This is a genomic window from Rhodanobacter sp. UC4443_H10 (assembly GCF_052978325.1).
Genome location: NZ_CM129668.1, coordinates 1,156,321 through 1,178,587, shown reverse-complemented (window position 1 = coordinate 1,178,587; position 22,267 = coordinate 1,156,321). Strand labels below are relative to the sequence as shown.

Below are 22,267 nucleotides of genomic sequence, written 5' to 3'. Positions count from 1 at the left end.
TCTCTCACTTCTCACTCCTCTTCTATCACCACCCCATGTACTGGCCGCCATTGATCGCCAGGTTGGCGCCGGTCATCCAGCCGGTTTCCTCGCCGGTGAGGAAGGCCACGGCGTGGGCGATCTCCTCCGGCCGGCCGAGCCGGCCGAGCGGGATCTGCGCCTCGATCTTGGCGCGCACTTCCGCCGGCACGGCCATCACCATGTCGGTGGCGACGTAGCCGGGCGAGACGGTGTTGACGGTGATGCCGAACTTGGCGTTTTCCTGCGCCAGCGAGATGGTGAAACCGTGCATGCCGGCCTTGGCCGCGGCGTAGTTGGCCTGGCCGTACTGGCCCTTCTGGCCGTTGATCGAGCTGATCTGCACGATGCGGCCCCACTTGCGCGCGCGCATGCCCTCGATCACCGCGCGGGTGACGTTGAAGCAGGAGTTGAGGTTGGTGTTGATCACGTCCGTCCACTGCTGATAGTTCATCTTGTGGAAGGTGGTGTCGCGGGTAATGCCGGCGTTGTTGACCAGGATGTCCACCGGACCGCATTTTTCCTCGATCGCCCGCACCATCGCCGCGCAGGATTCGGGATCGGACACATCACCGCGCACCGTGCACACCTCGATGCCCTCCTGCGCCATCGCTTCGCGCCAGGCGGCGGTCTTGGCCTCGTCGCGATAATTGGTGGCGACCTTGTGACCCTGTTTCGCCAGATGGCGCACGATGGCGCTGCCGATGCCCCCGGTTCCCCCGGTAACCAAAGCCGTACGCTGGGTCATGCCGTCGATCTCCTGTTTGCCCAAGTCAAGCACGCGAATGTTGCCGTTGTCGCGCGCCTGCACTGCTCGTGCAAAACGGCGTGAACGGCCGTCCAGTTATAGCCGATCAGTCGGGGGAACTACCGCTGCAATGCGGCAATCGGGCGGGGTCGAAGCTGGTCAGCGCGTGGGCCAGCAGGGCGTCTGCGTCCACCGGCCGGTCCGGCAATGCCTGCCCGAGGAAAGCGAGTGCGCGGCGCAGCGCCGGCGTGGGCTCGCCGGGGTCGAGCGGCCAGGCGTGGGAGGATTTCGACAGCTTGTTGCCGGCCTTGTCATGCACCAGGGGCAGGTGTCGATACGTCGGCGTGGTCAGGCCCAGGCAGCGCTGCAGCCAGATCTGCCGCGCGGTGGAGTCGAGCAGGTCCTGGCCCCGCACCACCTCGGTGATGCCCTGGAAGGCGTCGTCCACCACGCAGGCCAGCTGGTAGGAATAGAAACCGTCGGCGCGGCGGATCACGAAATCGCCCACGGTTTCGCGCAACCGCTCGCGTTGCGGCCCCAGCAGGGCGTCGTCGAACCCGATCTCCACATCGCTCACGCGCAGCCGCCACGCCGGTTCGCGATCGGCGTGACTGCCGTCGATGCAGTGGCCGTCGCGATGGATGCCGCCGCTGGCGGCGAGCTGGCTTCGGCTGCAGGTGCAGGGAAATACCAGGTCGGCCGCGCGCAACGCCGCGAACGCCTCGTCGTAGGCGGCGGTGCGCTGCGACTGGAACAGCACCGGCGCATCCGCCACCAGGCCGAACGCGGGCAGCGCGGCGAGGATGTCGGCGGCGGCGCCGGGCACCTCGCGCGGGGGGTCGATATCCTCCATCCGCACCAGCCATTCGCCGCCGGCGTGGCGGGCGCACAGCCAGCTGCCCACCGCGGCCACCAGCGAGCCGAAGTGCAGTTGCCCGGTGGGCGAAGGGGCGAAGCGTCCGCGGTACGTCATCGGGCCATTTTATCGGCCGCCCGGCCTTGAAACCGCGGCCGGCTGCCCGAATCTCGGGGCCAGTTGTCGCGTTTCCATGACCGGTTCCACCGGTGCGGGGATCGTGCGGGGTCGGTCCGCCGGTCATGCCCGAGGAGGCGACGACCCACCATTTTCATTTGCCATGGAGTTGAATCCGCCCATGAATGCGCCTGTCGCCGAAACTCGCCAGTTCGAAGCCGAAGTTGCCCAGGTCCTGCGCCTGGTCACCCACTCGCTGTACTCGCACAAGGAGATCTTCCTGCGCGAGCTGATCTCCAACGCCTCCGACGCCTGCGACAAGCTGCGCTTCGAGTCGATCGCCAAGCCCGGACTCCTGGCCGGCGACAGCGAGCTGCACATCGACATCAACTGGGACCCGGAGGCGCGTACCGTCACCGTGCGCGACAACGGCATCGGCATGAGCCGCGACGAGGTGGTGGCCAACATCGGCACCATCGCCAGCTCGGGCACGCGCCGTTTCCTGGAGGCGATGAGCGGCGAGCAGAAGGCCGACGCCCGCCTGATCGGCCAGTTCGGCGTGGGTTTCTATTCCGCCTTCGTGGTGGCCGACAAGGTCACCGTGGTGACCCGGCGCGCGGACGCACCCGCGGCCGAGGGCGTGAAGTGGGAGAGCGACGGCAAGGGCGAGTACTCGCTGGAAGCGGTCGAGCAGGCCGAACGCGGCACCGCGGTGACCCTGCACCTGAAGGCCGACGAGGACGACTTCCTCAAGGGCTGGCGGCTGAAATCGCTGATCCGCAAGTACTCCGACCACGTGGCGTTCCCGATCCGCATGCCGGTGGCCGATTCTGATAAGAGCGGGGACGGCAAGCCCACCGACGAGTTCGAGAGCATCAACGCGGCCTCCGCGCTTTGGACCAAGCCGAAATCGGACATTTCCGACGAGGACTACCAGAGCTTCTACAAGTCGCTCGGCCACGATTTCAACGACCCGCTGGCGTGGACGCACAACCGCGTCGAGGGCAGCCAGAGTTTCACCACGCTGCTCTACATTCCCGCGCAGCCGCCGTTCGACCTGATGATGGGCGGCCGCGACGAGCGCAAGGGCCTGAAGCTCTACATCAAGCGCGTCTTCATCATGGACGCCGCCGAAGAGCTGCTGCCGAACTACCTGCGCTTCGTGCGCGGCGTGGTCGATGCCGACGACCTGCCGCTCAACGTCAGCCGCGAAATCCTGCAGCACAACCGTCAGGTCGACCGCATCAAGGCGGCTTGCGTCAAGCGCGTGCTCGACCTGATCGAGAAGCTCGCCCGCGACGAACCGGAGAAGTTCGCGACCTTCTACAAGGCCTTCGGCAATACGCTCAAGGAAGGCATCAGCGAAGACGCCAACAACCGCGAGCGCATCGCCAAGCTGCTGCGCTTCGCCTCGACCAGGGGCGAGGGCACCGCACAGAACGTCTCGCTGGACGACTACATCAGCCGCATGGCCGTCGGCCAGGACGCGATCTGGTATATCACCGCCGACAGCTACAAGGCCGCCGCCGGCAGCCCGCAGCTGGAAGCGTTCAAGGCCAAGGACATCGAGGTGCTGCTGATGTCCGACCGCATCGACGAATGGATGATCGGCTCCCTGGGCGAGTACGAAGGCAAGAAGCTCAAGAGCGTGGCCAAGGGCGAGGTACCGCTGGACGAGGCCGACAAGAAAAAGCAGGAAGAGGCCACGAAAGAGGCCGAGCCGCTGCTGAAGAAGCTCAAGGACCTGCTCGGCGATCGCGTGGGCGAGGTGAAGGTGTCCGCCCGCCTGACCGATTCGCCGTCGTGCCTGGCGCTCTCCGATTACGAAATGGCCCCGCACCTGGCGCGTCTGCTGCGCGAAGCCGGGCAGGACATGCCCGAGAGCAAGCCGACGCTGGAGATCAACCCGGCGCACGCGCTGGTCAAGCGTGTGGAGAACGAGGCCGATGAGGACAAGGCGCGCGATCTCGCTACGCTGCTGCTGGAGCAGGCGGAGATTTCCGCCGGTGCGCAGCTGCCGGACCCCGCCGCATTCGTGCAGCGGATGAACCGGGTGTTGCTGGGGTAGGGCACGGGATACCTCGTTGGCCTGAAGAAGCCCGCCGATGGCGGGCTTCTTTTTTGACTGATGCGAGGACTCCACGGGCAGATGAAAACCATATCACCAAGTGCTATGGTTGTAGCCATGAAACGGATTTTCAGAACACGGACGTTCAGCCGTTGGATGGGCAAGACGGGTCTGGCCGGTCCTGATCTGTTCCAGTCGGTGATCGAGATGGAGGCACGACTGATCGATGCCGACCTCGGCGGACAGTTGGTCAAGAAACGGATTGCCTTGCCCGGCCGTGGAAAGCGCGGAGGCGCACGAACCATCGTCGCCACCAATCGAGGCGACCGCTGGTACTTCATCTTTGGTTTCGGCAAGAACGAACGAGCCAATATCGACAAGCATGAGCTTCGCGCGCTGCAGGAGCTGGCGTCAGATCTTCTTGGTCAGGACGACAAAGCTCTTGCCGCCGCGCTGGAAGCCGACGAACTTGTGGAGGTAGACCATGACTAACAAAGTCCGCAAGAGCCGCATTCTTGCCGAAGTCCACGAGACGGCCACAGGCCTGCATCGGGCTGGTGTGATCAGCAAGCGCCGCATGCACGAGTACGAAGCGCTGAGCCATCTCGCCGTGCCGGACATTGGCGCAAGCAAGATCAAGCTGATCCGCGAGAATTCGAAGGTCAGCCAGGCCGTCTTCGCTGCCGTGCTCAACACCAGCGTTTCCACCGTGCAGAAGTGGGAAATCGGCGAGAAGAAGCCCAGCGGTCCTTCGCTGAAGCTGCTGAACCTGATTGATCGCAAGGGGCTGGAGGCTGTTTTGTAGGAAGCGAACGGGCTCGACGCAGCCGAGTATCACCGCGAGCGGGCTCATGCGCTGAAATCGCGGGCAACAAATTCCGTGCGAGCGTCACCGCGAATTTTAGGTGAGCTAAAGGGATGTCGCCTTGCGCGCGAAGAGCATCCTTGGCGGTGTCCCGAATGGGCGGCAATGATGCCGCGCGATGGGGTCGGTTCCGATCGGGCTGGTGGTCGCGGCGCAATGGCCCGCACTCTGGCCGTCGAAGAAGCGTTGGCTCGCGAGCGCCAGTCGATGGCCATCGATGTGGGTCCAGTACCAGGCCCGGCGGGTACGGGCGATGCCGACACGTACGCGAACCGCGCGGCATCGCTCAGGTGGTGGGCTGGAGCAAAGGTTCCAGCAAGCGGCTCAGTCGTGTCGGTGGCCACTTTCGCCGGGCTGGCCGAGGTCGATCAGGGCGGCGAGCGTCCTGCGGGTGGTGCTGACCGCGCGGGCACCGACACGTGCAAGCAGTTCGGCGTCGACCTGCTCGCGCGCTTTCGCCTGCACCTCCGCGGCGGCGCGGCCTCGTCGAGTCAGGGTCACGACCAGCTTGCGGCGATCGTTTTCGTCGGCGGCACGCTGCAGGTAGCCACCCGCCACCAGTGCGTCGACGAGCTGGCTGGCGGCCTGCTTGGACACGCGCAACTCCCGGACCAGTTCCCCCAGCGGCACGCCGCGCTCGTGGAGTGCCATGCCGCCAATCAGGTACAGGCCGTTCTTCGGAATGTCGTGATAGCCGGCGTTGCCCAGCGCCCGGCGCATGGCCGTGCCGTAAATGGTTCGCGCGTGGCGGAGCAGGGCCGGCGTCACGACTTGCTCGTGCCAGTGAGGTGTGCGGGACATGGCAACTCATTAGTCCGTGTACTTGATAGTCAACATACATGACAAATTGGTCGCGGCAAGCCATTCCCCGGCGGCGGCGCTGGGCGTACATTCCGCCCGGCGCGGTCGAGTGGAACCGTGCATCACGCAAACCGGGGGCAGTCATGCATCGTTCGTCGAATCTTCGTGGCATGGGTACAGTGCGGGCGTTCGCCCTGGTTGTGGTCTGCGCCGCGTTCGGGGCCGCGTCGCCGGCCCGGGCCGCCATGCCGGTGTTGTCGTCTCCGGCGCAGGTTTATGTCGTGCACGCCCAGCCACTGCTGGCGATCATCCACGTGCGGGTGATCGACGGCCACGGCACGCCCGCCCGGGAGAACCAGACGGTGTTGCTGCGCGACGGGCGCATCGCGGCGGTCGGGCGCCACGTGACCTTGCCCGAGGGCGCGACGGTCATCGACGGCGGCGGGCAGACGCTGATTCCCGGCCTGGTCGGCATGCACGACCACATGTTCTATCCCGCGCCCAAGGTGAATCCCGCGGCGAAGGAGGCGATCTATCCGGAGCAGGCGTCGAGTTTTCCCAAGCTGTACCTCGCCGGCGGCGTCACCACCATCCGCACCACCGGCAGCACCGAGCCCTACACCGACCTGGCGCTGAAGAAGGCGGTCGACGCGGGCCGTATTCCGGGGCCGAAGATGCACACCACCGGGCCGTATCTGGAAGGCAAGGGCAGCTTCACGCCGCAGATGCACGAGCTGGCAGATGCCGCCGACGCGCGCGATACGGTGAACTACTGGATGGACGAGGGTGCGACGTCGTTCAAGGCTTACATGCACATCACCCGCGCCGAGTTGTCGGCGGCGATCGCGGCGGCGCATGCGCGCGGCATCAAGGTGACCGGCCACCTGTGTTCGATCGGCTTCACCGAAGCGGCGGATCTCGGCATCGACGATCTCGAGCACGGCTTGTTCGTGGACACCGAGTTCAGCCCCGGCAAGCAGCCGGATGTGTGTCCGGACACCAAGGCCGCGGTGGCGCGCCTGGCGACGCTGAAGGTCGACGACCCGGAAATCCGGGCGCTGATCAAGCATCTGGTGGCGAAGCGCGTTGCGGTGACCTCTACGCTGCCGGTGTTCGAGACCTTCGTGCCCGGCCGCGCGCCGCAGGATGCGCGGGTGCTGGACGCGATGTTGCCGCAGGCCCGCGTCGAATACCTGAAGGCGCGCGAGCGCGTCGCGGCGATGAAGGATTCCCCGTGGCCGCAGGCGTTCAAGTTGGAGATGGCTTTCGAACGCGCCTTCGTCGAGGCCGGTGGCACCCTGCTCGCCGGCCTCGATCCCACCGGCTACGGTGGCGTGATCGCGGGCTATGGCGACCAGCGTGAGGTGGAGCTGCTGGTGGAGGCGGGCTTCACGCCGGTGCAGGCCATCCGGATCGCCACTTTGAACGGCGCGCGTTTCATGGGCGTGGAAAAGGAGATCGGCTCGATCGACGTGGGCAAGGCGGCTGACCTGGTGCTGGTCAGGGGCAACCCGGCGGAGCGCATCAAGGACATCGAGAACGTCACCCTCGTGTTCAAGGATGGCGTGGGTTACGACCCGGTGAAGCTGGTCAAGGCTGCCGAGGGCACGGTGGGACTGCGTTGAAGGAATGGCCCCATGCATGGCCATGGATGCCGGTGCACGGGAATGACGACGTGCAGCGGGTACCATTCGACACCACACCCGCTGCAGGATGGCTCGTGATGAAAAGGCTGCTCCCCTGGTTGTGCCTGGTGTTGCTGATCGCCCCGTTGCACGCGGCCGATGTGGCGGCGCCGGCTGCCCGCACCATCGTGCTGGTCCGCCATGGCTATTACCTGCCCGATGCGAAAGCCGATCCGAAGCTGGGGCCGCAGCTGGCGCCGCTCGGGGTGGCGCAGGCGCATCTGGCGGGTGCGCGGCTGGCCGGGTTGCCGACGCGTTTCGATGCGATGTATGTCAGCCCGGTGCAGCGGGCGCGCGATACGGCAGCGTTGATCGGCGAGGACTTCCCGGCGCGTCGCTTCGAGGTGGTCGACGATCTGGCCGAGTGCACGCCGCCGACGCGCCGGGCCGCGATCATGGCGAAGGAAAAGCCGGCCGATCTGGCCGCCTGCAAGGCGCAGTTCGATCGCCTGTTCGCGCGCTATTTCAAGCCCGCATCCGGTCATGAGCAGACCGACCTGATGGTCTGCCACGGCAACGTGATCCGCAACATGGTGGTGCGCGCGATGGGCGTCGATCCGCAGGCGTGGCTGGAGATGTCGGTGGGCAACGCCAGCATCACCCGCATCCGGGTGGAGGCCGACGGCAGCTTCAAGGTGATCTCGGTGGGCGACGTCGGGCACATCCCGCCGGGCCTGCGCACGGGCGCCAGCGGCGACCCCGAGCGCAGCCTCGCGATTCCGTCGTTGCCGCAGTGATGCGCGGGCAGGGACTGAACTCGCCGGTGCCGCGCACCGGCAATGACCACAGAGGGTGACGGGCGTGGCGGCACAGACTTCATTTCCCGGCTTTGCACCCGCGGCGGCGACCGACCGGCTGTTCCTGGCGGTGTTCCCCGATCAGGCAACCGTGGCGCGGTTGAGCGCGCTTGCCGCCGAACAATGCACCCGCCACGGGTTGCGCGGCAGGCCGCTGCTGCCGGAGCGTTTCCACATCACCCTGCTGCATCTGGGCGACTGGGCCGGGCTGCCACCGGATGTGGCGCAGGCCACGATGAAGGCGGCAGCGCGGGTGCGGGAAGCGCCTTTCGAAGTGGTGTTCGACCGCGTGGCCAGTTTCGACGGCCGGCGCGACAAGCTGCCGTTCGTGCTGCGCGCCGATGGCGGCAATGCGCCGTTGCGCGCCTTCCAGGCGCAACTTGCCGCGCTGTTGCGCGAGGCGGGCGTGGTGCCGGTCGGGGCCGGTTTCGAGCCGCATGTCACCCTGGCATATGACGCGCGCAAGGTGGCCGCCGAGCCGGTGGCGCCGATCGGCTGGCGCGTCGACGAATTCGTGCTGGTGCACAGCCTGCTGGGCAGGACGCGGCATATCCGGCTCGGCTGCTGGCCGCTGGACTGCGCGCGGGCGGTGCCTGCGGGCGCGTAGCGCGGGAGTGCACGCGGGACCCGGTTTTCTGTATGTTGTCGCTTTCCTCATTGCAAAGGCTCGACGCATGACCGCATTGCCGGGACAACCCGACCACCTGCGCCGCAGCCTTTCCAACCGACATCTGCAACTGATCGCCATCGGCGGCGCGATCGGTACCGGCCTGTTCATGGGTTCGGGCAAGACGATCAGCCTGGCCGGGCCGTCGATCCTGCTGGTCTACCTGATCATCGGCGTGATGCTGTTCTTCGTGATGCGGGCGATGGGCGAGCTGCTGCTGTCCAACCTCGAGTACAAGTCGTTCATCGATTTCTCCACCGACCTGCTCGGGCCGTGGGCCGGCTTCTTCTGCGGCTGGACCTACTGGTTCTGCTGGATCATCACCGCGATCGCCGACGTCATCGCCATCGCGGCGTACACGCAGTTCTGGTTCCCGGGGCTGGCGCCGTGGATTCCCGCCGTGCTGTGCGTGCTGCTGCTGCTCAGCCTCAACCTGGTCACGGTGAAACTGTTCGGCGAGATGGAGTTCTGGTTCGCGCTGATCAAGATCGTGGCGATCTGCGCGCTGATCGTCACCGGCTTTGCGCTGGTCGCCTGGGGCTTCACCTCGCCCACCGGGCACCAGGCCTCGGTGGCCAACCTGTGGAACGACGACGGCTTCTTTCCGAAGGGGATGAGCGGCTTCTTCGCCGGCTTCCAGATCGCGGTGTTCGCCTTCGTCGGCATCGAGCTGGTCGGCACCACCGCCGCGGAAACCGCCAACCCGCAGCGCAACCTGCCCAAGGCGATCAACTCGATCCCGATCCGCATCATCATCTTCTACGTGCTGGCGCTGGTCGCGATCATGATGGTCACGCCGTGGCGCCTGGTGGAGCCGAGCAAGAGCCCGTTCGTGGAGTTGTTCGTGCTGGCCGGCATCCCGGCCGCGGCCAGCCTGATCAATTTCGTGGTGCTGACCTCGGCCACCTCGTCGGCCAACAGCGGCATCTTCTCCACCAGCCGCATGCTGTACGGCCTGGCCGAAGAAAAACATGCGCCGAAGACGTTCGGTCGGCTGTCGCGCGCTGCGGTGCCGTCGCTGGGCCTGTTGTTCTCCTGCTTCTGCCTGCTGCTGGGCGCGGCGCTGATCTACCTGATTCCGGACCTCGTCACCGCCTTCACCCTGGTCACCACGGTATCGGCGGTGCTGTTCATGTTCGTGTGGTCGCTGATCCTGTTTGCCTACATGGCCTATCGGCGCAAGCGCCCGCAATTGCACGAGGCGTCGATCTACAAGATGCCCGGCGGCGTGTTCATGTGCTGGGTGTGCCTGGCGTTCTTCGTGTTCGTGCTGGTACTGCTGAGCCTGCAGCCGGATACGCGCGAGGCGCTGATTGCGAGTCCGGTGTGGTTCGTGCTGCTGGGGATCGGTTACGCGTGGAAGGGGCGCCGGGCGCGCCGCGCATGAGCCGAATGTCTGTTGTCCCGCTGCGGGCAATCCGGCGGGATGCGGCTCTCAGTCGCGGTCGGGTGCGCCGAGCGGAAAGTACGAGCGGTAGGGCCGCGCCTCGTCCACCGCCCGGGCGAACGAAGGGCGCGCGAGCAGGCGTTGCCGATAGGCCAGCACGTTGGCGAAGTCCGCCGGAATGGGATGGGTCCAGTCGGCGTAGAACAGCGCGGGCGCGGCAGAACAGTCGGCGAGGCTGAAATCGCCGCCGGTGGCCCAGTGGCGGCCGGCGAGTTTCCGGTCCAGCCAGGCGTAGGCGGTATCCAGCCTCGCGCGTGCCTCGTTCACGCCGCTGGGGTCGCGGTCGGCGGCGGGGCGCAGGCTGTCGAACACGATCTTCTGCACGGGGGTTTGCACGTAGAGGTCGAAGCAGCTGTCCATCGCGCGCGCCTCCAGTGCGGTGTCGACGTCGAAGGGAATCAGCGGTGCGGCGCCGGGGTAATGCCGGTCGAGGTACTCGATGATGATGCTCGATTCGATCACCGTGCGTTCGCCGTCGCGCAGCAGGGGCATGCGCCGGATCGGCCACAGCGCGGTGAACTCGGCGTCGGTGGCCGCGTCATCCGGCGTGAGTACGCGCCATTCGAACGCGATGTCGTTCTCGTACAGCGCGATCAGCACCTTCTGGCAGTAGGAGGAGAAGGGGTGGGCGTAGAGCTTGAGGGTCATCGTGGGACACCTGATAGGGGAGGGTACGCGAAGGCGACGAACGAAGGCGCGCGGAATCGACAGGTGAAGCTCGACGCTCCTAGTATCGGCACACGACAGAATTGCGCGAGGTGACGGTCATGAAACGCCTGCTGCTCGGTTTGCTCGGCCTGGTGCTGCTGGCGTTGATCGTGGCGGGCGGCGCCTTGCTGCTGGTCGACGCCAACCACTTCCGTCCGCAGATCCAGGCCAGCCTGGGCCAGGCGCTCGGCCGCGAGGTGACGCTGAGCCAGTTGCACGTTTCGATCTGGTCCGGCTCGCTGGATGCCGACGAGATCCGCATCGGCGATGATCCGGCGTTCGGCGACAAGCCGTTCGTCAGCGCGAAATCGTTGCAGCTTGGCGTGAAGCTGTGGCCGTTGCTGCTGCACAGGCAGGTGCAGATCACCTCGCTGACGCTGGACCAGCCGGTGGTGCGCCTGCTGCAGAATCGTGCCGGCCAGTGGAACTTCTCCCACTTCGGCGCCGGCACGGCGGCGACACCCGCCGCCAGTGCCTCGTCGGCTCCACCGCCCGCGTTCAGTGTCGACCGGTTGCGGATCGCGGATGGTCGCATCGACCTGCAGCGCGCGGCCGGCGATACGCGCAGCTATCGGAAAGTGGATTTGCGCGCCGACCATGTGGGCCTCGGTGCGGCGTTTCCGTTTTCGATGGGCGCCGACATCGCCGGCGGCGGCAGCCTGAAACTGGATGGCACGCTCGGCCCATGGGACGCGAAGGACGCACTGCTGACGCCGGTCGAGGCGCATCTGGTGATGCAGGGGCTGGACCTGGTCGGCGCCGGCCTGATGAGCAGCGCCGACGGCGTCGGCGGCGTGCTTGATATCGACTCGCGGATCAGTTCGGCGAAGGGCGTACTGACGTCGAAGGGCGGCATCGACGCGCGCCGGCTCAAGCTGGTGGCGTCCGGTTCGCCGTCGCCGCAGCCGCTGCGCATCGACTACCAGGCCAGCTACCGGCTGCTCGACGGCACCGGCCGCATCGAACAAGGCACGCTGGGCAGCGGCGGCGCGAAGCTCGCCGTCGATGGCAGCTTCGACAACCGCGGCAAGGTGATCCAGCTGGACCTGCGCCTGCGCGGCAAGTCGTTGCCGGTCGACGACCTGCAGCCGTTGCTGCCGGTGTTCGGCGTGGTGTTGCCGAAGGATTCGCGGCTCAGCGGCGGCAGCGTGGGCGTGGATCTGCGCGCGCGCGGGCCGCTCGATGCGCTGGTGATCAGCGGCCCGGTGACCCTCGACGACTCGCGCCTGGCCGGCTACAGCCTGGGCTCGAAACTCGGCGGGGTGCTGTCGCTGGCCGGCATCAAGGCGCCGAAGGACACGGTGATCCGGCATGCTGCCGCGACGCTGAAAATCGCGCCGTCCGGCATCCACGCCGAGCCGGCCAGTGCGGAGATCGTCGACCTGGGCAGCCTCACTGGCAAGGGTGGCATGGCCGCCGACGGCGGGCTCGACTTCAACATGCTGGTCAAGCTCGACCAGGCGGTGGTCGGTGGTGGTCAGGCGGCCGGTGGCCTGCTCGGCAACTCCAAGGCCGGGCGCCTGCTCGGTGGCGTGCTCGGCGGCGCCTCCGAACATGGCGTCGGCGTGCACGTCGGCGGCACCGCGAGCGCGCCCAGCTTCAAGCTCGATCCCTCGGCCGTCGCCGGCTTGCTTGGCAGTGGGGCAGGCCGCAACAACCCGGCACCCGGGACCCAGCCTGCGAACAAGTCCAGCAAGCAGGATGCCCTGAACAGCCTGCTGCAAGGCGTGCTGGATTCGCGCAAGAAGCAATAGGGGAAGGTTGATCCCGCGACCGTCGTCAAGCGCCTTGCGGGCAAGTCGGCTGCGTCGACGCAAGCGGAAGCGACGAAAGTCCATGGAATGATTTGGGTGAACCCAAACCCCCGGTTATGGATTTTGTGGTGGCATCGGCACGCGTGATGCGACAGGCGGGCGTGGCACGTTGCGGTGCCTGTCGTCGGCCGCCTCGGCAACTCGTGGATTCGCAAGATATTTTGGTTAAGGACGCGGCGTCGTCGGTAGCAGGTTGTGCGAATTTCCTCGTCCCGGGTGCCGTTGCAGACCACCCGAAACACCCTCGCGGCGCCTCGTTGACGCTTCCGAAATGACCGTGCTACACAGCGACGGCAGGCCCCGGTACGGCGCCATGCCATGCGATTGATGGCATCAGACCGGGGAGTCCGGGACCAGGGCCGGAGCGGGGGCAGGCGCGTACGGAGATCTTGATCTGGTCAGGCGGCATGGATGCTGTTCATCCATCCACGTTGATCGGTCTTGGGGAGATGCCGTGCGTATCCGGGAATGTCTGCGCGTCGTGTCGCAATATGTTGCGCCGGGTTTTCCCTTCGACAGTCCTTCCTGGCGCGAGCGGAAGCGACACCAGGTTGTCATGCGCTCCGCCCTGTTGCTTGCGCTGTGCCTGGCATCGGCGCCGGCACCGGCGCAGGTCGACACCGCGCCCCACGTCTCGGCGGCGGCCACGATGGAGCAGGCCGGGATGGTCGACATCCGTAGCCTGGTGCCGGACATCTCGCAGTCGATCGCCTATGCCGGCAGCGACAACTTCGTCGGCGCGCCGGTCAACGGCTACCAGGCACCGCGTTGCTGGCTGAAGCGCGAAGCCGCCGAGGCATTGGCGCGGGTGGATGCCGCGCTGCGCGAGCGCCACATGCGCCTGCGCGTGTTCGACTGCTACCGGCCGGCGCGCGCCGTGGCGAATTTCGTGCGCTGGGCCAACGACCCCGCCGACCAGCGCACCAAGGCTGCACATTACCCCGACCTCGACAAGTCGAAGCTGCTCGGCGATTACATTGCGCCGGTCTCCGGCCACAGCCGCGGCGCCACCGTCGACCTGACCGCCTTGCGCTGCGATGCAAACAACGAGAGTTGCGAACCGCTGGACATGGGCACGGCTTTCGACTTCTTCGGAACCCGCGCACACACCGATACGAGCGAGGTCGACGCCGCGCAGCGTGCCAACCGCCACCTGCTGCGCGATGCGATGGAAGCGCAGGGTTTTCGCAACTACGCGATGGAGTGGTGGCACTACACGCTGCACCCCGAACCCACGCCCGACACCCTCTACGACGTTCCGGTGACGGCCCCCGACGGCACCGATCGGGAGTCGGAGATCCAGCGTCTGGTGCAGCCCTATGACGGCGATGTGCCGGGCGTGTCGCTGCTGGTGCTCAAGGACGGCAAGGCGGTGCTCAGTCGCGGCTACGGGCGATCCGATCTGACGCGCGGCACCGAGGCGGGCCCGGCGACCGACTATCGACTCGCCTCGGTGACCAAGCAGTTCACCGCCGCGGCGATCCTGCTGCTCGCGCAGGATGGCAAGCTTTCCATCGACGATCCGGTTAGGCGCTGGCTGCCCTCGCTGCCGCAGGTGGCCGACGGCATCACCTTGCACAACCTGCTCGACCACACCTCCGGCGTGCTGAACTACGAAGACCTGATGCCCGAGCCCTACGCCGGGCAGATCAGCGATGCCGGCGTGCTGGCCCTGCTGGAGAAGGAAAACCGGCTGTATTTCCCGCCGGGCAGCAAGTATCGCTACAGCAACAGCGGTTACGCGTTGCTGGCGCTGGTGGCGGAGCGCGCTTCCGGAATGAGCTTCGCGGACTATGTGCGCACGCGCATTTTCCAGCCGCTGGGCATGCGCAACACGCTGGCCTACGTGGCCGGCGGGCCGCAGGTGCCGCACCGGGCATGGGGTTACAGCAAGTCCTGCGATGGCTGGACACGCACCGACCAGAACGCCTACAGCGCGGTGCTTGGCGATGGCGGCATCTATTCCAACATTGCCGACATGGCGCGCTGGGACGCCGCGCTGTACGACGACCGGCTGCTCGGCGACGCCTCGCGTGCGCTGGCCTTTGGCCACCAGGCGCAGGTTTCCGACACGCCCGAAGCCACGTACTACGGCTTCGGCTGGCGTGTCGCCGGCGACCGGCTGTGGCACTCCGGCGAAAGCATCGGCTTCCGCAACACGATCGTGCGCTGGCCGAAGCAGCACCTGACCGTGGTCGTGCTGAGCAACCGCAACGATCCCACGCCGTATGACCTGGCCGTCTCGATTGGCCGGCTGTTCATGGAGGGCACCCAGTAACAGACCGGGTTTCGTCGACCCGATTCGCGCAGCAGAAAGTTGGTCCAACCGATCCGCCGTTCATCACCCTGAGGGGCACACCATGCACATCCGGCACGACCTCCGATTGAATCTCCTCTGCGCGGCGCTGCTGGTCGCGATTGCCGTCCCGGCCGCGGCGCAGGAGACTGCTCAGCCCTCGCAACCCGGCCAGCCCGCGCAGGTCACCACGCTCAAGGAAGTCACCGTCACCGGTTCGCGCATCAAGCGCACCGATCTGGAGCAGGCGCTGCCGATCACCATCATCGAAAAGCAGAAGATCGACGCGCAGGGCATCACCTCGGCGGAACAACTGCTGCAGTTCCTCAACATCGCCGGCAACGGCGCCGACGGGCTCACCTCGGCTGCCGTGGACATGGATCTCGGCGAACTGCGTGGCACTGCCGGCGTGTCGGGTGCCAACCTGCGCGGACAGGGTTCCGACGCGACGCTGGTGCTGCTGAACGGCCGCCGCGTCGCGACCCACGGCCTGCGCGGCCAGGCGGTGGACCTGAACTCGATTCCGTTCGCGGCGATCGAGCGCGTGGAGGTACTGCGCGACGGCGCGTCGGCGATGTACGGCACCGACGCGATCGGCGGCGTGATCAACTTCATCACCCGCACCGACTATCGTGGCGTCACGCTCAACGCCGGTGTCGACGTGACCGCCGACGGCGGCGGTGGCATCACCACCTACAGCGTGCTGGGCGGCATCGGTGATCTGGATCGCGATGGCTGGAACGCATGGGGCACGATCAACTACCGACGCGCGCAGATCCTGCGCAGCGGCCAGCGCGACTTCGCCAACAGCTTCCAGCCCGACCGCGGCGTCTCGCCCGACACGCGCGGCACGCCGTTCGCCACGGTGACCAACGCCGCCGGCGGCATCATCAACGGCTCGCTGACCGATCCGGATGGCGGCAACGCCATGCGCTACATCAACATCCTCAACCTGCCTGGCGGTGCCGGCTGCGAGAACGGCGGCGCCAACATGGGGCCGTACGATTACCGGCTGTGGGACGGCGGCAGTTCCAAGTACGCCTGCGCCTGGGATTATCCGGCCGCGCAGGCGCTGCAGCAGCCGCAGGACAGCGTGCAGTTTCTCGGCCACGCCACCCGCAAGCTCGGCGGGGATCACGAGTTCTACGTGGAGGCGATGAGCTCGCGCGTGAAGGTTCGGCGCGAGTACGAGCCGTTGCAGCTCACCTCCAGCGCGTCGTCCACCGCCGTGCTCGATCCGAGTACCTGGTATCCGCTGAACGCGGACACGCAGCCGACCTACGACATGATCTACAACGCCATCGCCGACTATTTCGGCACCGGCGACCTGGTGTATGGCAACAAGATTCCGTACCGCTGGCGCTGCATCCCCTGCGGTCGGCGCGAGATCGAGACCACCACCAAGGCCTATCGCCTGCTGGCCGGGGTGAAGGGCAGCATCGGCAGGTGGGACTACGACGTGGGTCTGTCGCGCGCGTCGAGCAAGGCCGAATCGGTGCTCGCCGGGGGCTACTACTTCTCCAGCGGACTCAAGCAGGCGCTTGGCAGCGGCTTGCTGAATCCGTTCCTGATGCCGAACGAGGCACAGAACCCGGCCGGCATTTCCGCGCTGCAGGCGGCGTCGGCCACGGGAATCCATCTCTACGGCGGCGAGTCCACGGTCACCTCGCTGGACGCCAGTTTCAGCGGTGGCCTGGGCTTCAACCTGTGGGGCGGCGAAGCGCAGCTGGCGACGGGCTTCGAAGCGCGGCGCGAGGAGTTCGAGTTTGGCGGCGTGCAGGAGTTGAACGGCTTGCCGCTCAACTACGACACCATCTACCAGGCGCCGTTCGACGAAACGAGCGAGCTGCCCAAGGTGCACCGCAACGTGAAGGCGGTCTACGCGGAGGTCTACCTGCCGATCGTCAAGACGCTGGACGTGACCCTGGCCGTGCGTCGCGACCAGTACGACACCTTCGGCGGCACCACCAATCCGAAGTACTCGTTCAAGTGGCAGCCGATCGAGTCGCTGGCGTTTCGCGGTGCGTACAGCACCGGTTTCAAGGTGCCGGAGTTCACCAAGCTGTTTGCCGGCGTGAACGAGGTCGAGTACTTCGGCCTCGACCTGGCCGACCCGGCCAGTTGTCCCGGTGGCGTGGCCAATTCGACGGTGCCGGGCTGCGAGCTGATCCAGCCGACCATCATCACCGGCGGCAAGACCGACCTGCAGCCGGAGACGGCTCGACAGAAGAGCCTGGGCTTCGTCTACGCACCCACGCCGCGTTTCAACCTCAGCCTCGACTGGTGGGAGATCGAACGCAGCAACACGATCCGCTCGCCCAACCTGCCGACGCTGATCGAGAACTACGACCTGTTCTCCGCCAACTGGATCCGCGACAGCAGCGGCAAGGTGACCGCGATCGACCGTCGCTTCATCAACTCCGGCGGCACGCTGATGAGCGGCGTGGAACTGGATGCCAACCTCACCGGCGAACTGGCCGGCGGCCGCTGGCACGTCAACCTCAACGGCAGCTACATCAACACCTTCAAGGAGAAGCCGCTCGCCAACCAGCCCTACAGCAGCAATGAGGTTGGCGAGTACGTGCAGTTCTACAACCTGCCGCTGAAGTGGAAGCACACACTGAGCCTCGACTGGTCCAAGGGTGATTGGACACACACGCTGAGCCAGATCTATCGCGCCGGCTACAAGGACGAGGAGCCGATCAGCGTTGCCAACGGCAGCTACATCCCGCCGAACTGGAACCCCGACGTCGACGATTACATCCTCTACAACTACAGCCTGAACTGGACCGGCCTGCCGAACACCAAGCTCAGCTTCGCGGTGCGCAACCTGCTGAATACCGATCCGCCGTTCACCGCGCACCAGGTCGACTTCGCCTCGGGCGCGGCGTGGGAGCCGCGCGTGGCCGATCCGCGTGGCCGCTCGTTCTACCTGATGGCCGAATACAGGTTCGATTGACCGCTGCATCCAGCCGCCGCCGGTGGACCGGCGGCGGCCACCGGAGAACTCCATGTCCGAGCGCCAGCCCACGCCTCCTTCTCCCGGCCGCCGCCGATTCCTGCTGGCCACCGCGGGGACGGCCGTGGCGCTGGCCGTCGATGCTCACGCCGCACCGCTGCTCGGCCTGCCGGGGCAGCGCAGGGCGACGGGCGCGTTCAACGCCTGGATCGAAATCGATCCGGCGATTTTCGAGGACAACCTGCGACGGGTCGAGGCCGCCCTGATCGGCCACCCGAAGATCTGCGCCATCATGAAGGCCGACGCCTACGGTGTCGGCATCGACCTGGTGATGCCCAGCGTCATCAAGGCGCGCATCCCCTACGTCGGCATCGCGAGCAACGAGGAGGCGCGCATGGTGCGCGCCTGCGGCTACCGGGGTCGCGTGATGCGCGTGCGCGCCGCCACGCTGGACGAGATCCACGACGGTCTGCGTTACGACCTGGAGGAGCTGATGGGCAACCTCGCCCAGGCGCAGGCGATCGGTGCCTGGGCGCACCAGCGCGGGCGGACATTGCGCGTGCACCTGGCGCTGAACTCGGCGGGCATGAGCCGCAACGGCATCGAGATGCAGACCGCGCGCGGCCGCAGCGACGCCGAGGCGCTGGCGAAGATCGAAGGCCTGCGCATCGTCGGCCTGATGACCCACTTCCCGACCGAGGAACGCGCCGACGCGCTGCAGGGCGTCGAGGCCTTCAAGACGCAGGCCGCATGGATGTTCGCCCATACCGCCTTGCGGCGTGAGCACGTGCTGCTGCATGCGGCCAACTCCTACGCCGTCCAGCACGTTCCCGAATCGCACTTGGACATGGTGCGCCCAGGCGGCGCGCTGTACGGCTACGGTGGCACACCCAAACCGCCGTTCGCGCACGTTGCGGCGTTCAAGTCGCGGGTGACCGAGGTGCAGGCCTATCCCGCCGGCGACACGGTGAGCTACGACCGCACCTGCGTGCTCAAGCGCGATTCGCTGCTGGCCAACATCCCCGTCGGCTATTCGGACGGCTACCGCCGCGCGTATTCCAACAAGGGCGCCATGCTGATCCGCGGCCAGCGTGCACCGGTGATGGGCAACGTCACCATGAACACCACCATGGTCGACGTGACCCACATCCCCGGTGTGCAGGCGGGCGACGAAGTGGTGATGTTCGGCAAGCAGGGCGATGCCGAAATCACCCAGGCGGAAGTCGAGCAGGTCACCGGCGTGATCCTGGCCGACCAGTACACGGTGTGGGGCGCGTCGAACCCGAAGCTCCTGCGTCGCCGCTGAGCGCGCCGCGCCGGGGCCTGCGGCAATTTGCTGCAGGCCCGGAGCGTGACGCAGATCGCTCGCCATGGCGTGACTTGACTGGAGTCAAGGCATCAGCGCGCGGTGGGGGCCAGCATCGCTCCTGACGACACTGCGCAGGTGCCGGTAAAGCGAGGTGCCCCATGGAATTTCATATTGCGCTGACCAGCGCGTCGCCGGAACCGGCGGTGGTGCAGGATGCCTTGTTCGACGTCGACCCGACTGCCGTGGTTGACCTGGACATGAGCGGCCTGGTGATGCGTGTGTCCGCGGCCGCCTCCGCGACGGATCTGGTCGAGGTGTTGCGTCAGGTCGGCTGGTCGGTGACGCCGGCGCAGGTAGTGCAGTTGCCGTCGATCTGCTGCGGCGGTTGCGGCGGCTGACGCCCACTGCGCGTGGCGAGTCAGTCCCGTTCGTCCGGCGCATCGTCGTGAGTCGCGCGCCCGCTGTCGACGTGCCCCCACATCAGCTTCCAGGCGAGCATCAGCAGCACGGCAAAGCCGGCCACGAGGAGAATCCTGCCGAGTCGTTGCTGGTCGTCCAGCAGGTAATTGCTGCACAGGCGCACCGGTGAAATCAGGTAGAGCCAGCCGAGGCGCAGCATCGTGGCGATCAGTTCGAGCAGGACCACACCGCGCACCACGAACCCCGCCCGCGGCCAGCTCAAGGCGATCGGCGCGCCGATCAGCAGCGGCACGCTGAGGAATTTCGCCAGTTCGATGCGCGGGTCGTCGAGTGCCGCGTCCATCGCCAGTGGCAGCATCCAGACCGCGCCCGCCAGCGAGGCCAACAGCAGTCCGCTGATGCCGCGATGGTTCCACGCCGACAGCGATCGCTCAAACCACTCGGGCGTTCCCTGCGCCAGCCAGCCACCGGCCAGCGCCAGCAACGGGATCTGCACCAGCATCTGCAGGGTCATGGTGGATTCGAGCACATGCCGCGCCGGGGGCAGGGCGAGTGCCGCCCAGAGCAATGCACCGACCAGGCACAGGCGGCCCCGGAACCGCTTCATGGTGCTGATGACCGGCTGACGTAACCGACGGCGGCATGCCAGTCGTTCCAGTCCAGTATCGCGACGATCCTGCCGCCCGGGTCGACCACCGCGATCGCTGCGTTGTGCACGAATCCGCCCATTCCATCCGCCACGGCGACCACGCCGAACCGTTGCATCAGCACGGCGAGGCCAGACTGGTCGACCGGGCGCGCCGCGATCCAGCCCGTGCCGTGGTCGCCGTGCCGACGCTGGTAATCGGCCAGTGCGGCGGGATCGTCGCGGGCCGGATCGAAACTGATGCTCAGCAGCGCCACCTTGCCGGCGCTGATCGGTCCGGCCAGCTCGCCTTGCAGGCGCGCGAACTCGCTGCCCTGCACCGAGCAGTAGGTCAGGCAGCGCGTGTAGATGAAATCGACCAGCAGCCAGCGCCCGCGCAGTTCCCCGAAACTGGTGTGCCGGCCATCGGCGGTCTGCAACGGCGTGGGCGGAAGCGGGCGGGGATGCTCGCGGACATCGATGCGGCGGGCAGTCTCGCTGGTGTAGGCGCGAAACCCGTGGGTGGCGGCGGCGAGCACTCCGAGGCCCGCCGCCAACAGGACGAGGCTAGCCAGCAGGGTTCGCAGTACCGTCATCGGGCTTTCCGCGCGCCGGCGCCTTCAGCAGGCCCACCGTGATGCGCACCGCGAAATAGAGCATGCCCAGCACCACCAGCATCGCGCCGATCGAACCGACCTTGTCGGTGCCGGTCCACTCCGGCAGATGCGTTGCCATGCGCCGCGCCACGCTGAGATGCCCGGCGTCGAGGAAGGCCAGCACGAAGATCAGCCCGCCGATCAGGTAGACGGGAAATCCCAGCCGGTCGGCGGCGTTGTTCGGCGGCGCGTCCGCACGCTGGCCGATCACATGGAACATCAGGGCCAGCGCCATCGGCAGCACGCCGAGCAGCAGGTAGAAATGGAAATGCCCGGGTACCCACTGCGTGTTGTGCATCACCAGGTTGATGCGGATGGTGCCGTCGAGGATCGCCGGCACGATCCCCGCCGCCCAGCCGAACAGCGACAGGATCATCAGCCGCGAGGGCATCGTCCAGCGCATGTTTGCGCGATAGATGTTGGTGAGCGCGCCGTACATGGTGACCAGGAATACCGGGAACCCCGCGCCGTACGACACCAGCTGGCCCATGACCGCGAACCAGCGTGGCAGGGCATAGTCCATCAGCAGATGGTGCGGAAACACGATGGTCACGAACACCGTGCTGAGCGCCCACGACCACAGGAACGCCCGCGAGATCGGGTAGGGCCGGCCCGAATAGCGGGGCAGCAGTTCGTACACCACGATCACGCCCATGTAGATGGTGGCGTTGATGTACATGTGGCCAAACCAGAAGATCAGGGTCTTGGCCAGCAGCGCGTTCAGCGCCATCTCGGGATAGAAGACGTTGACCAGGCTCATCACCAGCACCACTGCGCCGGCCAGGATGCCCAGCACGTTGGAGATGATCACCATGGTGCTGGCCACCACGGTCTTCGGATGGTTCGGGTCGATGGTGCCGCGGAACAACCACTGCAGGCCCAGCGCGCGCCCGAGGTTGCCGTGCACCTTGATGATGGCCGCGGCAGCGTCGAGATAGAACACCAGCATGCCCACGCCGATCAGCAGATAGCCGAGCATGAATACGGCCGCGGCGTCGGGGCTCCACAGCCCCATGCCGTGCACGGGCAACGGATAGAGGAAGGTCCACAGCGCGGCGTAGCCGTCGACGAAGATGGAAAAGATGATGCACAACGCACCGAGCAGGAACATCACGTAGTTGGTGACGAACGCCCACAGATGCAGTTGGACATGCTGGCGCAGGAAGAACCACATCACCGCCGTGGTTGCCAGGCCGGCGGTGCCGACCATCCCGGCGCCGTGCATCGAGAGGATGCGGTAGAAAAGATCGGGCGGCACCGACAGCCAGGTGGCCTGGCCCATGCGCATGGTCAGGCCGAGCAGCATCATCAGCACGAACAGCGCCACGGCCGAGATGACGTAGAGATTGAAGACGACCCGGTTCCCGCCGGCGAGACGCTCGTTTTCGGGGTACATCGTGAGAGCAGCCAT

19 protein-coding genes and 1 pseudogene are annotated in these 22,267 nt (G+C 66.6%); 13 read left to right on the top strand and 7 right to left on the bottom strand.

Annotated elements, in window-relative coordinates:
* Window positions 1–25: 25 nt before the first annotated feature.
* On the bottom strand, window positions 26–766 hold the full coding sequence (gene phbB, locus ACVCMB_RS05585; protein ID WP_395119344.1) for a beta-ketoacyl-ACP reductase: 741 nt from the start codon (window positions 764–766) through the stop codon (window positions 26–28).
* Between the two features lie 106 nt (window positions 767–872).
* Complete coding sequence (gene gluQRS / locus ACVCMB_RS05580) at window positions 873–1,739, bottom strand: tRNA glutamyl-Q(34) synthetase GluQRS (RefSeq protein ID WP_447098560.1); 867 nt, start codon at window positions 1,737–1,739, stop codon at window positions 873–875.
* Between the two features lie 181 nt (window positions 1,740–1,920).
* Here gluQRS and htpG point away from each other — a divergent pair, with 181 nt between their 5' ends.
* The 3 genes from htpG to ACVCMB_RS05565 all read left to right on the top strand — a co-directional run bounded on the left by htpG (window position 1,921) and on the right by ACVCMB_RS05565 (window position 4,612).
* Window positions 1,921–3,807 carry a molecular chaperone HtpG gene (htpG, locus tag ACVCMB_RS05575; protein WP_447106372.1) on the top strand — a complete coding sequence of 629 codons (1,887 nt, stop codon included), beginning with the start codon at window positions 1,921–1,923 and terminating at the stop codon, window positions 3,805–3,807.
* 117 nt (window positions 3,808–3,924) lie between these two features.
* Window positions 3,925–4,299: a type II toxin-antitoxin system RelE/ParE family toxin gene (locus tag ACVCMB_RS05570; protein ID WP_447106371.1), complete on the top strand. Its 375-nt coding sequence runs from the start codon at window positions 3,925–3,927 to the stop codon at window positions 4,297–4,299.
* Window positions 4,292–4,612: a helix-turn-helix domain-containing protein gene (locus tag ACVCMB_RS05565; RefSeq protein WP_395119336.1), complete on the top strand. Its 321-nt coding sequence runs from the start codon at window positions 4,292–4,294 to the stop codon at window positions 4,610–4,612. The genes ACVCMB_RS05570 and ACVCMB_RS05565 overlap by 8 nt, the downstream gene beginning before the upstream one ends.
* Window positions 4,613–4,996: 384 nt before the next feature.
* Here the strand turns inward: ACVCMB_RS05565 and ACVCMB_RS05560 are convergent, their stop codons facing one another.
* The gene (locus tag ACVCMB_RS05560) at window positions 4,997–5,473 is read right to left on the bottom strand and encodes a MarR family winged helix-turn-helix transcriptional regulator (protein WP_447100095.1); all 477 of its coding nucleotides are present in this window, start codon (window positions 5,471–5,473) and stop codon (window positions 4,997–4,999) included.
* A gap of 281 nt (window positions 5,474–5,754) precedes the next feature.
* Here ACVCMB_RS05560 and ACVCMB_RS05555 point away from each other — a divergent pair, with 281 nt between their 5' ends.
* The 4 genes from ACVCMB_RS05555 (at window position 5,755) to cycA (ending at window position 10,009) form a co-directional block, all read left to right on the top strand.
* Window positions 5,755–7,098: an amidohydrolase family protein gene (locus ACVCMB_RS05555; RefSeq protein WP_447106370.1), complete on the top strand. Its 1,344-nt coding sequence runs from the start codon at window positions 5,755–5,757 to the stop codon at window positions 7,096–7,098.
* A gap of 98 nt (window positions 7,099–7,196) precedes the next feature.
* Window positions 7,197–7,895 (top strand): histidine phosphatase family protein, encoded by a 699-nt coding sequence (locus ACVCMB_RS05550; RefSeq protein ID WP_447106369.1) that lies wholly within the window; start codon window positions 7,197–7,199, stop codon window positions 7,893–7,895.
* A 64-nt stretch (window positions 7,896–7,959) separates the two neighbouring features.
* Entirely contained in the window at window positions 7,960–8,562 is a 603-nt protein-coding gene (locus ACVCMB_RS05545; protein WP_447106368.1) for a 2'-5' RNA ligase family protein, read from the top strand.
* A gap of 67 nt (window positions 8,563–8,629) precedes the next feature.
* Window positions 8,630–10,009, top strand: a complete 1,380-nt coding sequence (cycA, locus tag ACVCMB_RS05540; protein ID WP_447098571.1) for a D-serine/D-alanine/glycine transporter — start codon at window positions 8,630–8,632, stop codon at window positions 10,007–10,009.
* 48 nt (window positions 10,010–10,057) lie between these two features.
* Here cycA and ACVCMB_RS05535 read toward each other — a convergent pair whose 3' ends face one another.
* Window positions 10,058–10,717, bottom strand: coding sequence for a glutathione S-transferase family protein (locus ACVCMB_RS05535; protein WP_447106367.1), 660 nt, complete (start codon window positions 10,715–10,717; stop codon window positions 10,058–10,060).
* A gap of 110 nt (window positions 10,718–10,827) precedes the next feature.
* On the opposite strand from ACVCMB_RS05535, the gene ACVCMB_RS05530 reads away from it, so the two are divergent.
* The 6 genes and pseudogenes from ACVCMB_RS05530 (at window position 10,828) to ACVCMB_RS05505 (ending at window position 19,553) form a co-directional block, all read left to right on the top strand.
* Window positions 10,828–12,531, top strand: a complete 1,704-nt coding sequence (locus tag ACVCMB_RS05530; protein ID WP_447110589.1) for an AsmA family protein — start codon at window positions 10,828–10,830, stop codon at window positions 12,529–12,531.
* Between the two features lie 616 nt (window positions 12,532–13,147).
* Window positions 13,148–13,855 (top strand): annotated as a pseudogene (locus ACVCMB_RS05525) (M15 family metallopeptidase); the annotation flags it as partial.
* Window positions 13,853–14,869 carry a serine hydrolase domain-containing protein gene (locus ACVCMB_RS05520; RefSeq protein WP_246031017.1) on the top strand — a complete coding sequence of 339 codons (1,017 nt, stop codon included), beginning with the start codon at window positions 13,853–13,855 and terminating at the stop codon, window positions 14,867–14,869. The pseudogene ACVCMB_RS05525 and the gene ACVCMB_RS05520, both read left to right, overlap by 3 nt.
* A 106-nt stretch (window positions 14,870–14,975) precedes the next feature.
* Entirely contained in the window at window positions 14,976–17,846 is a 2,871-nt protein-coding gene (locus tag ACVCMB_RS05515) for a TonB-dependent receptor domain-containing protein (RefSeq protein ID WP_447110588.1), read from the top strand.
* Window positions 17,847–17,898: 52 nt separating this feature from the next.
* Window positions 17,899–19,152, top strand: a complete 1,254-nt coding sequence (alr, locus tag ACVCMB_RS05510; protein WP_447106364.1) for an alanine racemase — start codon at window positions 17,899–17,901, stop codon at window positions 19,150–19,152.
* Between the two features lie 161 nt (window positions 19,153–19,313).
* Window positions 19,314–19,553, top strand: coding sequence for a hypothetical protein (locus tag ACVCMB_RS05505; RefSeq protein ID WP_447106363.1), 240 nt, complete (start codon window positions 19,314–19,316; stop codon window positions 19,551–19,553).
* 20 nt (window positions 19,554–19,573) lie between these two features.
* Here ACVCMB_RS05505 and ACVCMB_RS05500 read toward each other — a convergent pair whose 3' ends face one another.
* From ACVCMB_RS05500 to ACVCMB_RS05490, 3 genes are read right to left on the bottom strand one after another with little or no spacing between them, the layout of a single operon-like run.
* A complete protein-coding gene (locus ACVCMB_RS05500) occupies window positions 19,574–20,182 on the bottom strand; it encodes a hypothetical protein (RefSeq protein ID WP_447106362.1) in 609 nt (202 codons plus the stop codon).
* The gene (locus tag ACVCMB_RS05495; RefSeq protein WP_447106361.1) at window positions 20,179–20,796 is read right to left on the bottom strand and encodes an SCO family protein; all 618 of its coding nucleotides are present in this window, start codon (window positions 20,794–20,796) and stop codon (window positions 20,179–20,181) included. Before ACVCMB_RS05495 ends, ACVCMB_RS05500 begins: the two co-directional genes overlap by 4 nt.
* Entirely contained in the window at window positions 20,768–22,267 is a 1,500-nt protein-coding gene (locus tag ACVCMB_RS05490; protein ID WP_447106360.1) for a cbb3-type cytochrome c oxidase subunit I, read from the bottom strand. The genes ACVCMB_RS05495 and ACVCMB_RS05490 overlap by 29 nt, the downstream gene beginning before the upstream one ends.

Bases quoted from the DNA above. Each gene is read 5' to 3' on its own strand.
- phbB (WP_395119344.1), bottom strand. From the start codon at position 766: ATGACCCAGCGTACGGCTTTGGTTACCGGGGGAACCGGGGGCATCGGC.
- alr (WP_447106364.1), top strand. From the start codon at position 17,899: ATGTCCGAGCGCCAGCCCACGCCTCCTTCTCCCGGCCGCCGCCGATTC.
- ACVCMB_RS05565 (WP_395119336.1), top strand. From the start codon at position 4,292: ATGACTAACAAAGTCCGCAAGAGCCGCATTCTTGCCGAAGTCCACGAG.
- ACVCMB_RS05500 (WP_447106362.1), bottom strand. From the start codon at position 20,182: ATGAAGCGGTTCCGGGGCCGCCTGTGCCTGGTCGGTGCATTGCTCTGG.
- ACVCMB_RS05560 (WP_447100095.1), bottom strand. From the start codon at position 5,473: ATGTCCCGCACACCTCACTGGCACGAGCAAGTCGTGACGCCGGCCCTG.
- ACVCMB_RS05505 (WP_447106363.1), top strand. From the start codon at position 19,314: ATGGAATTTCATATTGCGCTGACCAGCGCGTCGCCGGAACCGGCGGTG.
- cycA (WP_447098571.1), top strand. From the start codon at position 8,630: ATGACCGCATTGCCGGGACAACCCGACCACCTGCGCCGCAGCCTTTCC.
- ACVCMB_RS05490 (WP_447106360.1), bottom strand. From the start codon at position 22,267: ATGGCTGCTCTCACGATGTACCCCGAAAACGAGCGTCTCGCCGGCGGG.
- htpG (WP_447106372.1), top strand. From the start codon at position 1,921: ATGAATGCGCCTGTCGCCGAAACTCGCCAGTTCGAAGCCGAAGTTGCC.
- ACVCMB_RS05495 (WP_447106361.1), bottom strand. From the start codon at position 20,796: ATGACGGTACTGCGAACCCTGCTGGCTAGCCTCGTCCTGTTGGCGGCG.
- ACVCMB_RS05535 (WP_447106367.1), bottom strand. From the start codon at position 10,717: ATGACCCTCAAGCTCTACGCCCACCCCTTCTCCTCCTACTGCCAGAAG.
- ACVCMB_RS05570 (WP_447106371.1), top strand. From the start codon at position 3,925: ATGAAACGGATTTTCAGAACACGGACGTTCAGCCGTTGGATGGGCAAG.
- ACVCMB_RS05550 (WP_447106369.1), top strand. From the start codon at position 7,197: ATGAAAAGGCTGCTCCCCTGGTTGTGCCTGGTGTTGCTGATCGCCCCG.
- gluQRS (WP_447098560.1), bottom strand. From the start codon at position 1,739: ATGACGTACCGCGGACGCTTCGCCCCTTCGCCCACCGGGCAACTGCAC.